13 protein-coding genes and 1 pseudogene are annotated in these 12,375 nt (G+C 62.4%); 9 read left to right on the top strand and 5 right to left on the bottom strand.

The window, feature by feature from the left end:
• Nucleotides 1–190: 190 nt before the first annotated feature.
• The 4 genes from CK219_RS19990 (at nt 191) to CK219_RS19975 (ending at nt 2,355) form a co-directional block, all read left to right on the top strand.
• Nucleotides 191–436, top strand: a complete 246-nt coding sequence (locus tag CK219_RS19990; RefSeq protein WP_027169907.1) for a zinc-finger domain-containing protein — start codon at nt 191–193, stop codon at nt 434–436.
• A 29-nt stretch (nt 437–465) separates the two neighbouring features.
• On the top strand, nt 466–1,692 hold the full coding sequence (locus CK219_RS19985; RefSeq protein WP_095768433.1) for an FAD-dependent monooxygenase: 1,227 nt from the start codon (nt 466–468) through the stop codon (nt 1,690–1,692).
• A gap of 62 nt (nt 1,693–1,754) precedes the next feature.
• The gene (locus CK219_RS19980) at nt 1,755–2,054 is read left to right on the top strand and encodes a BrnT family toxin (protein ID WP_095768432.1); all 300 of its coding nucleotides are present in this window, start codon (nt 1,755–1,757) and stop codon (nt 2,052–2,054) included.
• Entirely contained in the window at nt 2,032–2,355 is a 324-nt protein-coding gene (locus tag CK219_RS19975) for a BrnA antitoxin family protein (protein WP_095768431.1), read from the top strand. Before CK219_RS19980 ends, CK219_RS19975 begins: the two co-directional genes overlap by 23 nt.
• A gap of 21 nt (nt 2,356–2,376) precedes the next feature.
• Here the strand turns inward: CK219_RS19975 and CK219_RS19970 are convergent.
• The 5 genes and pseudogenes from CK219_RS19970 to CK219_RS19950 form a co-directional block, all read right to left on the bottom strand.
• Nucleotides 2,377–3,045, bottom strand: a pseudogene (locus tag CK219_RS19970) (TIGR02117 family protein).
• A 172-nt stretch (nt 3,046–3,217) separates the two neighbouring features.
• The gene (locus CK219_RS19965) at nt 3,218–4,021 is read right to left on the bottom strand and encodes an amino acid ABC transporter ATP-binding protein (protein ID WP_095768430.1); all 804 of its coding nucleotides are present in this window, start codon (nt 4,019–4,021) and stop codon (nt 3,218–3,220) included.
• 14 nt (nt 4,022–4,035) lie between these two features.
• Nucleotides 4,036–5,193, bottom strand: coding sequence for an amino acid ABC transporter permease (locus tag CK219_RS19960; RefSeq protein ID WP_095768429.1), 1,158 nt, complete (start codon nt 5,191–5,193; stop codon nt 4,036–4,038).
• Nucleotides 5,194–5,197: 4 nt separating this feature from the next.
• Nucleotides 5,198–6,385 carry an amino acid ABC transporter permease gene (locus CK219_RS19955; protein ID WP_095768428.1) on the bottom strand — a complete coding sequence of 396 codons (1,188 nt, stop codon included), beginning with the start codon at nt 6,383–6,385 and terminating at the stop codon, nt 5,198–5,200.
• Nucleotides 6,386–6,447: 62 nt separating this feature from the next.
• On the bottom strand, nt 6,448–7,476 hold the full coding sequence (locus CK219_RS19950; protein WP_095768427.1) for an amino acid ABC transporter substrate-binding protein: 1,029 nt from the start codon (nt 7,474–7,476) through the stop codon (nt 6,448–6,450).
• Nucleotides 7,477–7,943: 467 nt separating this feature from the next.
• Here CK219_RS19950 and CK219_RS19945 point away from each other — a divergent pair, with 467 nt between their 5' ends.
• The 5 genes from CK219_RS19945 (at nt 7,944) to CK219_RS19925 (ending at nt 12,361) form a co-directional block, all read left to right on the top strand.
• Nucleotides 7,944–9,116: a cystathionine beta-lyase gene (locus tag CK219_RS19945; protein ID WP_095768426.1), complete on the top strand. Its 1,173-nt coding sequence runs from the start codon at nt 7,944–7,946 to the stop codon at nt 9,114–9,116.
• A 136-nt stretch (nt 9,117–9,252) separates the two neighbouring features.
• Nucleotides 9,253–9,951, top strand: coding sequence for an RNA polymerase sigma factor (locus CK219_RS19940; RefSeq protein WP_095768425.1), 699 nt, complete (start codon nt 9,253–9,255; stop codon nt 9,949–9,951).
• Between the two features lie 93 nt (nt 9,952–10,044).
• Nucleotides 10,045–10,569 carry a DUF4142 domain-containing protein gene (locus CK219_RS19935; RefSeq protein ID WP_095768504.1) on the top strand — a complete coding sequence of 175 codons (525 nt, stop codon included), beginning with the start codon at nt 10,045–10,047 and terminating at the stop codon, nt 10,567–10,569.
• An 83-nt stretch (nt 10,570–10,652) separates the two neighbouring features.
• Nucleotides 10,653–10,949 carry a cupredoxin family copper-binding protein gene (locus CK219_RS19930; RefSeq protein ID WP_245340545.1) on the top strand — a complete coding sequence of 99 codons (297 nt, stop codon included), beginning with the start codon at nt 10,653–10,655 and terminating at the stop codon, nt 10,947–10,949.
• A gap of 326 nt (nt 10,950–11,275) precedes the next feature.
• On the top strand, nt 11,276–12,361 hold the full coding sequence (locus CK219_RS19925) for an HPP family protein (protein WP_095768423.1): 1,086 nt from the start codon (nt 11,276–11,278) through the stop codon (nt 12,359–12,361).
• Nucleotides 12,362–12,375: the final 14 nt, after the last annotated feature.

The following is a 12,375-nucleotide window of genomic DNA, read 5'->3' as shown; positions in this document are numbered from 1 at the left end:
TTCCTGCTCTTGCCCGCAACCGTTCCCAGGAGGCGCCGCATACTGCCGTTAAACGACGCTCTTAACCGGCTCAACTTATCCTCTGCCAGCCTTTTGCGACAGTTTGATTTCATCGATCTTGCAAACTGGCCTGTTATGCTCCAGATGCAAACTGGTCACACCCACTGGCCGAACCCAATTGGAGACGACGATGGCAGGCGGCAGCATTCCCCATTTCCAGAACGACGCGGGCCATCCGGTCATCGAGATCGGCGTCAAGGAATTCATGTGCACCGGCGCCAATCCGCCTTTCGACCATCCGCATGTTTTCCTCGACATGGGCGACGACAATGAAAAGGTCTGCCCCTACTGCTCGACGCTCTACCGCTATTCACCGTCGCTGAAGGCGACGGAAACGCAGCCGGCCGGCTGCCTCTATGTCGACCAGGCCGCCTGACCCGGCAGATCATGAACGACTGCTAGATCATGACTGAAGCACGGTCCCGGCAAATCGTCATCGCCGGGGCTGGCATCGCCGGGCTGACGGCAGCGCTTGCCTTTGCCGAGCGTGGCTTCCCGGTAACACTGTTCGAGCAGGCCAGGCAACTCGAAGCGGCCGGCGCCGGCCTCCAGCTTTCCCCCAACGCGACCCGCATCCTGCGCCGGCTCGGCGTGCTCGATCGCCTGCTGCCCAACGCGATACGGCCGCAAGCCGTGGTGCTGAAGGACGCAAGGAGCCTGCGCGAGCTGGCGCGCGTGCCGCTTGGGGAAGCCGCAGAAAAGCGCTGGGGCGCGCCCTATCTCGTGGCGCACCGCGCCGACCTGCAGGCGGCGCTGATGGCGGCAGTGGTCGAACGGCCTGACATCGCGCTTGTCACCGGCGCGCGTGTTGCCGGCATTGCTGTCGACCCGCAAAGCGTGACCGCGACGGTAGAGATCGACGGCAAAGCGACGAATGTCGCGGGCGGCCTGCTGGTCGCAGCCGACGGCGTTTGGTCCTCGGTCCGCACCCAGCTTGCCCGGACGACCGGCTTTGCGGCAAGCCGCTTTTCGGGAGAGCTCGCCTGGCGCGCGACGATCGCGGCGGAAAGCGCCGCCGGCCAGGCTTTCGCGCAAATCGCCGCGACCGACAGCGTCACCACCTTCCTGCATCCCGGTTTCCACATGGTTGCCTATCCCGTGAGCAAGGGCAGCGCCTTCAACCTTGCCGCCTTCACCAAGGGCGAACGCATTGCCGAAGGCTGGTCCGGCCATGCCGACCCCGCGATCCTCTCAGGCGCCATCCGGGGCACCGCTGCGGTGCTGTCGAGGCTGGTGGCGCTCGCCGGCCCCTGGACGGCGTTCCCCATCCACACGGTCGAGCAGCGCCGCTGGACGATGGCGGAGGGCATCGCGCTGATCGGCGACGCCGCGCATGCCATGACGCCCTTCGCGGCCCAAGGCGCGGCAATGGGGATAGAGGATGCTGCGATGCTCGCCAATCTGGTCTTTCCGGACGATCCGAAGCAGGGCCTGACTACCTGGGAGAATCTCAGACGGCCGCGTGTCGAAAGAGTGCTGAAACGCGGCGCGCTCAATCGCCTCGCCTGGCATGCCTGGGGGCCGGCGGCGATCGCGCGCAATCTGGTGCTGGCGACGCGCCCGCCGGAGAAGCTCGCGGCGGACCTGGACTGGCTCTATGGGTGGGAGGAGCGGGAGGTTGTGCGGCGGTAGGAGGCGAACAGCCATCCTTGACGTAGTGGCTATTTGTAGTTACATTTTTGTGGTTACGAACAATGGATGAATTGAGATTTGAGTGGGATTCGGAAAAGGCCGGATCCAATCTGCGCAAACATGGCGTGAGCTTCGAGACTGCCGTTCGCGTTTTCTCAGATCCGTTCGCGCTGACGGAGCAGGACAGGATAGAAGGTGGCGAATATCGTTGGCAGACGATCGGTCTGGTTGACGGAGCGCTCGTGTTGCTAGTTGCCCACGCCGATACGGAAGAACATGGGATCGAAATGATCCGCATAATTTCTGCGCGGCGGGCTACAACAAGAGAAAGAAGACGTTATGCGGAAAATCGTTCGATATAAGTTCGACCCTGCAAATCCACCTCCGCTAACCGAAGCCCAGAAAGCGGAAATCGCCGCGCTGAAGGCGCGCTCGGAAGACGATGTCGATACGAGCGATATTCCGGAATTGACTGAGGAATTCTGGCTGAATGCTGTCCAAAATCCGTATTTCAAGCCAATCAAGCAGCAACTGACTCTTCGCCTCGATTCGGATGTTGTCGCTTGGTTCAAGAGGCACACACCTGACGGTCGCGGCTACCAGAGCGCAATCAACAAGGCATTGCGTGAATATGTGACGAAGCAGGATCGTAAAACCGGCTGACGAGCAGAACCAGCTAATTATCTAATTATAAAGTGTAAGTGACCACCCCAGCGATGCCGGCAGCGGATTCCACCAACCTGTCCGGATTCCGGCAGTGCACAATGCCGCCGCCGACCAGGTGTTGCAGCCGACCAGCGCGTTGAAATGGCCGTTGGCCTCGTAGAAACGGTCGTAAGTTGAATAGCCCGCATTTTCGATCGGCATCGGTCCGCCCGGCCCCTGCCGGAAGCTTGCCGGCCATATAGTCGAGCAGCGCCGAGAAATGTTCCTCATCGATGTCAAAACCGACGACATTCGGATGCGGCTCTAGAATAGCGCCCGCGACATCGACATGCATCACCGAGGCGTCCAGCGTTAGCGCCTTCAGCACCGGCACCGCTTTGAGTAGCGACCAGGTCGGCGTTTCCAGATAGAAGGCGCGGCCCCCCAGCCGAAAATGAGATACCGCGCCTCCGACGCGTCGGTCGGCAGGCCGGCATCGGCCAGGAAGGCAAATCGCCGGCGCACGCCGTCATCGAGGGGCACAGCAATGTCGGTGTGAATCGGATTCCTCAACATCAGTATGTGCCGCGTCCCCTCGCCGTCGGCCCGTGCCGCCGGCCAGAGCGGACGCGGCACCAGCGTGCCGAGCGCGGCGGCAAGCAGCACCGCCCCCAACAGCATCACCAGATATCGCAGGCCTCGTCTCATCGGATGCGGTGGTTCCATCTTGTCTGGGGCGATTCCAGGAAGGCCTGGCCGATCAGGCTCGACGATTTCGGAGCGTCAACCAAAAATGAGCCGATCCTTGTCCGATAGCCCGAAAGCAAAAAAGCCCGGCTGTTTCCAGCCGGGCTTCCGAAAATTTGGCGATTGCGCCCGCTCAGTGCAGGATCTGCGATAGGAAAAGCTTTGTGCGTTCATGGCGCGGATGGTCGAAGAATTCGGCTGGCGTATTCTGCTCGACGATCTGGCCCTGATCCATGAAGATCACGCGGTTGGCGACTTTGCGGGCAAAGCCCATTTCGTGGGTGACGCAGAGCATGGTCATGCCCTCTTCCGCCAGCCCCACCATCGTCTCCAGCACTTCCTTGATCATTTCCGGATCGAGCGCCGAGGTCGGCTCGTCGAACAGCATGATGCGCGGATTCATGCACAGCGAGCGCGCGATCGCCACGCGCTGCTGCTGCCCCCCGGAGAGCTGGCCCGGATATTTGTTGGCCTGTTCCGGTATCTTGACGCGCTTGAGGAAATGCATGGCGATTTCCTCGGCCTGCTTCTTCGGCATCTTGCGCACCCAGATCGGCGCCAGGGTGCAGTTTTCCAGGATGGTGAGATGCGGGAACAGGTTGAAGTGCTGGAACACCATGCCGACCTCGCGGCGCACCTCGTCGATCTTCTTCAGATCGTTGGTGAGTTCCTTGCCGTCGACGATGATCTTGCCCTTCTGGTGCTCCTCCAGCCGGTTGATGCAGCGGATCATGGTCGACTTGCCAGAACCGGAGGGACCGCAAATGACGATGCGCTCGCCACGCATCACCTTGAGGTTGATGTCCTTCAGCACATGGAACTCGCCATACCATTTGTGCATGCCGACGATGTCGATGGCGACATCGGTGGTGGAGATGTGCATCTTGGCGGCGTTGACCTTGATTTCTTCCGCGCTGACGGCGTTTTCGGTGGCCATAACCTGTTCCCTTTTTATCGTTTATAACCGGTGTCGAGCCGGCGTTCGGTGTACATTGAATAGCGCGACATGCCGAAGCAGAACAGCCAGAAAACGAAGGCGGCAAAGATCAGGCCGGATCTCGCGGTCTGCGGGGTCGCCCAGTTTGCATCGGCGAAATTCTGCTTCACCACGCCGAGCAGGTCGAACATCGAGATGATCAGGACTAGGCTGGTGTCCTTGAACATGCCTATGAAGGTGTTGACGATGCCCGGAATGACCAGCTTCAGCGCCTGCGGCAGCACGATCAGGCTCATCTTCTGCCAGTAGCCGAGGCCGAGCGAATCGGCGCCCTCATACTGGCCCTTCGGGATCGCCTGCAAGCCGCCGCGAATCACTTCGGCCATATAGGCGGCGGCAAACAGCGACACACCGATCAACGCACGCAGATACTTGTCGAAGGTAACGCCCGCGGGCAGGAACAGCGGCAGCATGACGCTGGCGAAGAACAGCACCGTGATCAGCGGAATGCCGCGCACCGTCTCGATGAAGACGATACAAAGCCATTTGATGATCGGCATCTTCGAACGGCGCCCGAGCGCGAGCACGATGCCCAAAGGCAGCGACACCGCAATGCCGACGAAGGAGAGGCTGAGCGTCACGAGAAGCCCGCCCCAGCGCGAGGTCTCGACCACCGGCAGGCCGAACACGCCGCCAAGCAGCAGGAAGAAGGCGACGATCGGCAGCGCTACGAACAACAGCACCGCATTCAATCCCTTGCGCGGCACGCGCGGGATCAGCATCGGCACCAACAGCGCCACGAACAGGATGGCGACCAGGATCGGCCGCCAGCGCTCCTCGATCGGATAGGTGCCGAACATGAACTGGCCGAACTTGGCGTTGACGAAAGCCCAGCAGGCACCGGTCCAGCCGTCGGGCTGGATACCGCCTTGCGTGACGGTGGTGCAGACGGTGCGATCCGGCCCGGTCCACTGGGCATTGAGGAAGGCCCAGCTGATGACCTGCGGCAGGATCCAAAGCACGATGGCGATGCCGAGGATTGTGAGGACGGTGTCGCCGACCGAACCGATCAGGTTCTTGCGCACCCAGGCATAGGCGCCGCGTTCGGTAGGCGGGGCCGGCTGGGCAAGCGCCATCTCGGTGCGCACCCAGGACATGTCATGTTCCTGCATGGCCCTACCTCTCCACCAGCGCCATTCTGGCGTTGACGATATTCATGACAAAGGACGTCACCAGGCTCAGCACCAGATAGGCGATCATCATGATGAACACGCCCTCCACCGCCTGGCCAGTTTGGTTGAGCACCGTGCCGGCGGTCGCGGTAAGGTCCGGATAGCCGATGGCGATCGCCAGCGAGGAGTTCTTGGTCAGGTTGAGATACTGGCTGGTGAGCGGCGGGATGACTATGCGCATCGCTTGCGGGATGACCACCAGCCGCAGGGTCGGACCGGAGCGGAGGCCGAGCGCCGCCGCCGCTTCGCTCTGCCCTTTGTTGACGCCCCTGATGCCGGCGCGCACGATCTCGGCGATGAAGGCCGCCGTGTAGAAGGAGAGCGCCAGCAAGAGCGACAGGAATTCCGGCTTGACCCAGAAGCCACCGGTCAGGTTGAAGGTCGACTGCTTCGGAAAATCGAAGGTGAGCGGCATGCCGCTAAGCAGGTAGGCCAGCACCGGCAGGCCCACGATAAGCGTGACCGATGTCCAAAAGACCGGAAATTGCTGGCCGGTCGCCTTTTGCCGCTGTCGCGCCCTGTGGGCGACGAACCAGGCCATTGCAATGGCGAGCAGCAGTGCGACGCCGATCAGCCAGGAGCCATCGCCCCAAACGGCGCGCGGAAAATAGAAACCGCGCTGGTTGAGGAACGAGCCGAAGGGCAGGTGGATGCTCTCGCGCGGCGGCGGCAGCACGGCCAGCACGCCGGAATACCAGAAGAAGATGACCAACAGCGGCGGGATGTTGCGGAAGATCTCGACATAGACCGTGCAGATCTTGCGGATCAGCCAGTTCTGCGACAGGCGGCCGATGCCGATGGCGAAGCCCACGATGGTCGCAAGCACGATGCCGGCGGCGGCAACGATGATCGTGTTGAGCAAACCGACGACCAGCGCACGGAAATAGGTCGAGTCGGACGTATAGGCGATCGGCGTGTCGGAAATGTCGAAGCCAGCCCTGCTCCTGAGGAAACCGAAGCCCGACGCGATGTGCAGACGCTGGAGGTTTTCGATGACGTTGTGGACGATCCACCAGATCGAACTGAACAGCAGGATCACAACCAGCGTCTGAAAGAACAGGCTGCGTATTCTCGGGTCATTGATGAAGGAGCCGCGACTCGGCTCCTCGCGAAGGATTTCCTGCGAAGCCATGGACCGTCCTCTGGAAAGAGAAACCGGGAGACAGACGACCTGCCTCCCGGATCACGTTTCAATCAGCGGATCGGCGGACCGTATTGCAGGCCGCCCTTGGTCCACAGCGCGTTGATGCCGCGCGCGATCTTGAGCGGGCTGCCCGAGCCGACATTGCGCTCAAACATTTCGCCGTAGTTGCCGACAGCCTTGACGATGTTGACGACAAAGTCGTTGGAGAGGCCGAGATCGGCGCCATACTTGCCGTCCGGTTCAGTGCCGAGGAGGCGCTGGATGTTCGGGTCGGTCGACGCCTTCATCTCATCGACATTGGCCTGCGTGATGCCTGCTTCCTCGGCGTTGAGCAGCGCGAAATATGTCCAGCGCGCGATATGCGCCCACTGGTCATCGCCCTGGCGCACGGCCGGGCCGAGCGGCTCCTTGGAGATGATCTCGGGCAGCACGACATGGTCGGCCGGCGAGGAGAGCGTCAGACGGATACCATAGAGGCCGGACTGGTCTGTGGTGTAAGCATCGCAGCGGCCGGCGTCATAGGCGGCGTTGACCTCTTCAAGCTTCTCGAACACGACGGGGTTGTACTCCATCTTGTTCTTCTTGAAGTAGTCGGCGAGATTGAGCTCGGTGGTGGTGCCGCTCTGCACGCACACGGCGGCGCCCGAAAGCTGCAGCGCGGAGTTCACGCCGGGCAGCTTCTTGGCGTTGATCATGAAGCCCTGGCCGTCATAGTAGGTGATGCCGACAAAATCGAGGCCGAGCGCGCTGTCGCGGTTGCTGGTCCAGGTGGTGTTGCGCGACAGGATGTCGATCTCGCCCGACTGCAAGGCGGTGAAACGCTCCTTGGCGCTGAGCGGCGTGAACTTGACTTTGGAGCCGTCACCGAAGACAGCGGCCGCAACGGCGCGACAGAAGTCCGCGTCGATGCCCTTCCAGTCGCCCTTGTCGTCCGGCGCCGAGAAGCCGGCGAGGCCGGTCGAGACGCCGCACTGGATAAAGCCCTTCTGCTTCACGGTATCGAGCGTGCCGGCCGAGGCGGCAGACGCCATGAACCCGAGCGCGGCGACGCCAAGAATGCCGATTGCAATGTGTTTCATGACCCACAGACCCTTTTCTGTTACAGGCGCCCCTATTGCCAGGCGACGCTTGATCTTTTTTCGTTTGTGAATGCAGCTCCCACTCCAAGGCCCACTCCCGGGACCCGCATCGGTTGCCGATGCGCTGCCTCCCATTCACGAAACGCATCGAAGGCGATTATTCCTGTGAGGTCAAGGGAAATGACCGATTCCAGGGAGGTTTGGAAAGCAATTGGCGCAAATGCCTGAATTGCGGACAAGAGCACATGAAACCGGCAGGCCGTGCGAACAAATCAGCCAAGTCGCGCCGTCGCGAATCCGTGGCCCGGCGATAGAATCCGCTGCGGCACTAGGGGTGCTTTACTGGGCTTGTGCGCCTTTGGATTGGCCCAGCGGAAGACCGGCTTTTGGCGGGCCGGGCGCGGTTGCGCCGGCTTTGCCGCCGCTTTATGGCTGGTCCCCTGACATCATTCGATAGGCGACGAACCATGGCTAGAGACGGCATCGAGATGGGCATCAACACGCTGCTTGCCCATTCCGGCAACAACCCGCGCGACTATTTCGGCTTCGTCAACCCGCCGGTCGTGCATGCCTCGACAGTGCTTTATCCCGACGCCGCTTCGATGGCTGGGCGCAGCCAGAAATACACTTACGGCACCCGCGGCACCCCGACGATGGACGCGCTGACGCTCGCCGTCGATGCGCTGGAAGGCTCGGCCGGCACGATCGCGGTGCCTTCCGGACTGGCGGCGGTGACGGTGCCGCTGCTCACCTTCCTTGCCGCGGGCGATCACTTGTTGATCGTCGACAGCGTCTACCACCCGACGCGCCACTTCGCCGACACGATGCTGAAGCGGCTCGGCGTCGCGATCGAATATTACGAGCCGCGGGTCGGCGCCGGCATCGCTTCGCTGATTAAGCCAAACACAAAGGTGGTGTTCACCGAATCGCCGGGATCGAACACTTATGAGGTGCAGGACATCCCGGCGATCTCCAAGGCGGCACATGCGGCGAACGCCATCGTGATGATGGACAACACCTGGGCGACACCGCTCTATTTCAAGCCGCTCGACCATGGCGTCGACATCTCGATCCACGCGGCGACGAAATATCCGGCCGGTCATTCCGACGTGCTGCTCGGCCTGGTTTCGGCCAATGACGCCTGCTGGACAAAGCTTTATGATGGGTTTTGTGCGTTGGGCTGCTGTTCCGGTCCCGACGATATCTACCAAGTGCTGCGCGGCCTGCGCACGATGGGCGTGCGGCTCGAGCATCACCGCAAGAGCGCGCTCGACATCGCGCGCTGGCTGGAGGAGCAGCCTGGCATCGCGCAGGTGCTGCATCCGGCGCTGGAAAGCCATCCCGACCATGCGCTCTGGAAGCGCGATTTCTGCGGCTCGAGCGGAGTCTTCTCGATCGTGCTCAACAGCGGCGGCCAGAAGGCCCAGCACGCCTTTCTCGACGCGCTCAAGATCTTCGGCCTCGGTTATTCCTGGGGCGGCTATGAGAGTCTCGCTGTTCCGGTCTTCCTTGGCGACCGCACGCTTGCCAAAGGTTCGTATGCCGGCCCGCTGATCCGGCTGCAGGTCGGGCTGGAGGATGTCGAGGACCTGAAGGTCGACATTCTCCGCGGCCTCGCCGCGGCGGCTGCCGCCGAGTGACGGCCTGATCAGCGGACGATTCCGACCAGACAAGCCTCTGTCCAAGCGGTAGCATGACCAGTGCAACCGTTCTGGAACCTTTTGTCGGCAGGCGCATCCAATCGCACATGTAACGTTGCCGGGAGATCGGGGCGAGATGAGACAGCCTGCTATTGAAGCCGCCGAAATCGGTGCGGCGGAGGCCGGCGACATGGCGCTGGTGCGCCGGGCGCTTGCGCGCGATCCTGGTGCGTTCCGCGCCATCATCAAGACGCACAACCAGCGGCTTTACCGCATCGCGCGCGGCGTGGTGCGCAATGACGCCGAGGCCGAGGACATCGTGCAGGAGGCCTATTTGCGCGCCTTCGCCAGTCTCAGCAGCTTTCGCGGCGAGGCTTCGCTCTCCACCTGGCTGTCGCGCATCGTCATCAACGAAGCGCTCGGCCGGCTGCGCAAGCGCAAGCGCGTCGCGGTCATGCATGAGAACCCGGAGGCGCAGATCATCCGGTTTCCCTTGAATCCAACCGACTTGAACCGAGGCGACGATCCGGAGCGGACGATGGCGCAGCGGCAGATTCTGAGGCTTGTCGAACGGGCGACCGACAGCCTTCCCGATGTCTATCGCACCGTCTTCGTCGCCCGCGTCATCGAGGGCCTGAGCATCGAGGAAACCGCCGATTTTCTCGGCGTGAGGCCCGAGACGGTGAAGACCAGACTGCACCGGGCGCGAACGCTGGTGCGAAAGGCACTGGACGACGAGATCGGTCCGGTGCTGCTCGACGCCTTCCCCTTTGCAGGCCGGCGTTGCGAGCGGCTGACGCAGGCGGTGATGAAAAGGCTGGATTTCGAGGTCTAACTTTCCCGGGAACGTTTTGACGCGTCCGGCATCCAATCTACCGTCAACCTCAAATGAAGCCCGAAGCCAATGCCGTCGGGCGAAGGAGATGCCATGTTCATGCGATCAACCGCCGCCCTCGCCGCCCTTTTCTTCGTGAGCACGGCGCCGCTGGCGCTAGCCGCCGAAAAGCCCACCGATCCGCAGATCGCCCACATTGCCTATACGGCCGGCACGCTCGACATCGAAGCGGCCAAACTGGCGATCGAGAAGTCCAAGAACAAGGAGGTCGTCGACTTCGCCAAAGGCATGGAGCGCGATCATGAGGCGGTGAACAAGCAGGCGCTCGACCTCGTGAAGAAGCTGAAGGTCACGCCCGAGGACAACGACACCAGCAAGGCCCTGACCAAGGCTGCGAAGGAAGAAGACGCCAAGCTGGCGAAGCTCAAGGGTGCCGCCTTCGACAAGGCCTATATAGAGAACGAAGTGGCCTATCACAAACAGGTCAACGGCGCGCTCGAAACCTTGCTTATCCCCTCGGCAAGCAATGCTGAACTGAAGGACCTGCTGGAGACCGGCCTCAAGATTTTCCGGGGGCATCAGCAACATGCCGAACACGTCGCCGGCATGTTGAAATGAGGCTGCTATTGCTTTGTTTTGAGGCAATTCCTGACGGAAAGCTGCGAAGTCGCTGCGCCCAACCGTTTCACACTTTTCCAGGAATTGCTTTGCTCAGTCTGGCGCTGGCGCTCATCGCATCGCCGGCGTTCGCGGCGACGATCGAGATAACGATCGACAAGCTGGTCTTCTCGCCCGCAAACATTCAGGCCAAGGTCGGCGATACGATCGAGTGGACGAACAAGGACGTGATCGCCCACACCGCGACGGTGAAAGGCGGCTGGGACGTGATGATCCCGGCAAAGTCGAAGGGCAACGTTACGCTGAAGGCGGCGGGAACAGCGGACTATTTCTGCCGCTTCCATCCCAACATGAAGGGCCATGTCGAGGTGGCCCCCTAGCTATCCGAGAGCGAGGCGCGCGCAGCGCCTCGCTTGACCTTGTAGCAATCCTCCCATGCCGAAAGCAGCCTCAGCGCCGCGCGCCGCACTCGCACACTTTCGCCTAGGCCAGACATTCGGGCGAATTGCCGAACCGACTCTGCAAACCGTCGTAAAGGCTTGGCGCGATTGAGAAAGCCGAGGCCGCTGGCGGCGCGTCCTGCGCGGATCGCTGTGCAATAATATTCCCTTCAGCGGCGAATCTACGGATTGGTTTGGCTTTCAAATCCGCGGCTTCAGCGGCATTGCGGGCAACGCAATTCCACCTCTTCGATCCAGGGCCTGCCATGGCGTTTCGCCTTTTCGTTCCGATCCTTGCTGGCGCGACGCTTCGCGAGCGGCTGCTTGCCTGCATCGGCGCTACCATCGGTATCGCGCTCACCGGCATGATCAGCGGGCTCGCCATGGGTAGCGGCCCGCTTGTGGCGATGCTGGTGGCGCCAATGGGCGCTTCGGCGGTGCTGCTCTTTGCCGTTCCCTCGAGCCCGCTGGCGCAGCCCTGGTCGATCATCGGCGGCAACACGATTTCGGCGCTGGTTGGCGTGACGGTGGCGCATTTTGTGCATGACACGGTGATCGCCTCCGGCCTAGCGGTGGCACTGGCGATCGCCGCCATGTCGTTCACGCGCTCATTGCATCCGCCGGGCGGCGCAGCGGCGCTTACCGGCGTGCTCGGCGGGCCGGCCGTAGCCGCCGCGGGCTTCCTGTTTCCCTTCGTGCCGGTAGCACTCAACTCGACCATCCTGGTTGCGCTCGGCTTCCTTTTCCACAAGCTGTCGCGGCGCAACTATCCCCATGTGCACGTGCCCACCGCCCGCGGCCACGGCACCGCCGACCGGCCGCCGGCCGAGCGCGTCGGCTTCCGGCCCGAGGATGTCGACGCCGCCCTCTCGGCGCTCGACGAGACCTTCGACATCGACCGTGACGACCTGGAGCGCCTGCTGCGCCAGGTCGAGTTGCAGGCCATGGTGCGCTCGCAGCGTACGCTGCTTTGCAAAGACATCATGTCGCGCGATGTGATCTCCGTGGCGGAAAAGGCCTCGGCCGACGACGCGCGCAAACAGCTGATCGACCACAATATCCGCACCTTGCCGGTGATCGACGCGGACGGTCGGCTCTCCGGCGCGGTCGGCCTGCGCGAACTGACAAGGGCGACCGACACGGTCAAAGGGGTGATGTCTAAGGCCGGCACAGCCTCACCCGACACCCCGGCGATGAGTCTGCTGCCGGTGCTGACCGACGGCCGCAGCCATGCCGTGGTGATCGTCGATGCGGAGCGGCGCATCCTCGGCCTGATCACCCAGACCGACCTGCTCGCGGCCGCCGCACGCCTGCAGCAGGCAGACAGGGCGCCGTTGAAGGCGGTGGCCTAAGCAAGGCCCTCACC

This window comes from Mesorhizobium sp. WSM4313 (genome assembly GCF_002294725.1).
GTDB lineage: Bacteria > Pseudomonadota > Alphaproteobacteria > Rhizobiales > Rhizobiaceae > Mesorhizobium.
This window is presented reverse-complemented; position numbering and strand designations above follow the sequence as displayed.

Coding starts and splice junctions, on each gene's coding strand:
- CK219_RS19990 (WP_027169907.1), top strand. CDS start 191: ATGGCAGGCGGCAGCATTCCCCATTTCCAGAACGACGCGGGCCATCCG.
- CK219_RS19985 (WP_095768433.1), top strand. CDS start 466: ATGACTGAAGCACGGTCCCGGCAAATCGTCATCGCCGGGGCTGGCATC.
- CK219_RS19980 (WP_095768432.1), top strand. CDS start 1,755: ATGGATGAATTGAGATTTGAGTGGGATTCGGAAAAGGCCGGATCCAAT.
- CK219_RS19975 (WP_095768431.1), top strand. CDS start 2,032: ATGCGGAAAATCGTTCGATATAAGTTCGACCCTGCAAATCCACCTCCG.
- CK219_RS19965 (WP_095768430.1), bottom strand. CDS start 4,021: ATGGCCACCGAAAACGCCGTCAGCGCGGAAGAAATCAAGGTCAACGCC.
- CK219_RS19960 (WP_095768429.1), bottom strand. CDS start 5,193: ATGCAGGAACATGACATGTCCTGGGTGCGCACCGAGATGGCGCTTGCC.
- CK219_RS19955 (WP_095768428.1), bottom strand. CDS start 6,385: ATGGCTTCGCAGGAAATCCTTCGCGAGGAGCCGAGTCGCGGCTCCTTC.
- CK219_RS19950 (WP_095768427.1), bottom strand. CDS start 7,476: ATGAAACACATTGCAATCGGCATTCTTGGCGTCGCCGCGCTCGGGTTC.
- CK219_RS19945 (WP_095768426.1), top strand. CDS start 7,944: ATGGCTAGAGACGGCATCGAGATGGGCATCAACACGCTGCTTGCCCAT.
- CK219_RS19940 (WP_095768425.1), top strand. CDS start 9,253: ATGAGACAGCCTGCTATTGAAGCCGCCGAAATCGGTGCGGCGGAGGCC.
- CK219_RS19935 (WP_095768504.1), top strand. CDS start 10,045: ATGTTCATGCGATCAACCGCCGCCCTCGCCGCCCTTTTCTTCGTGAGC.
- CK219_RS19925 (WP_095768423.1), top strand. CDS start 11,276: ATGGCGTTTCGCCTTTTCGTTCCGATCCTTGCTGGCGCGACGCTTCGC.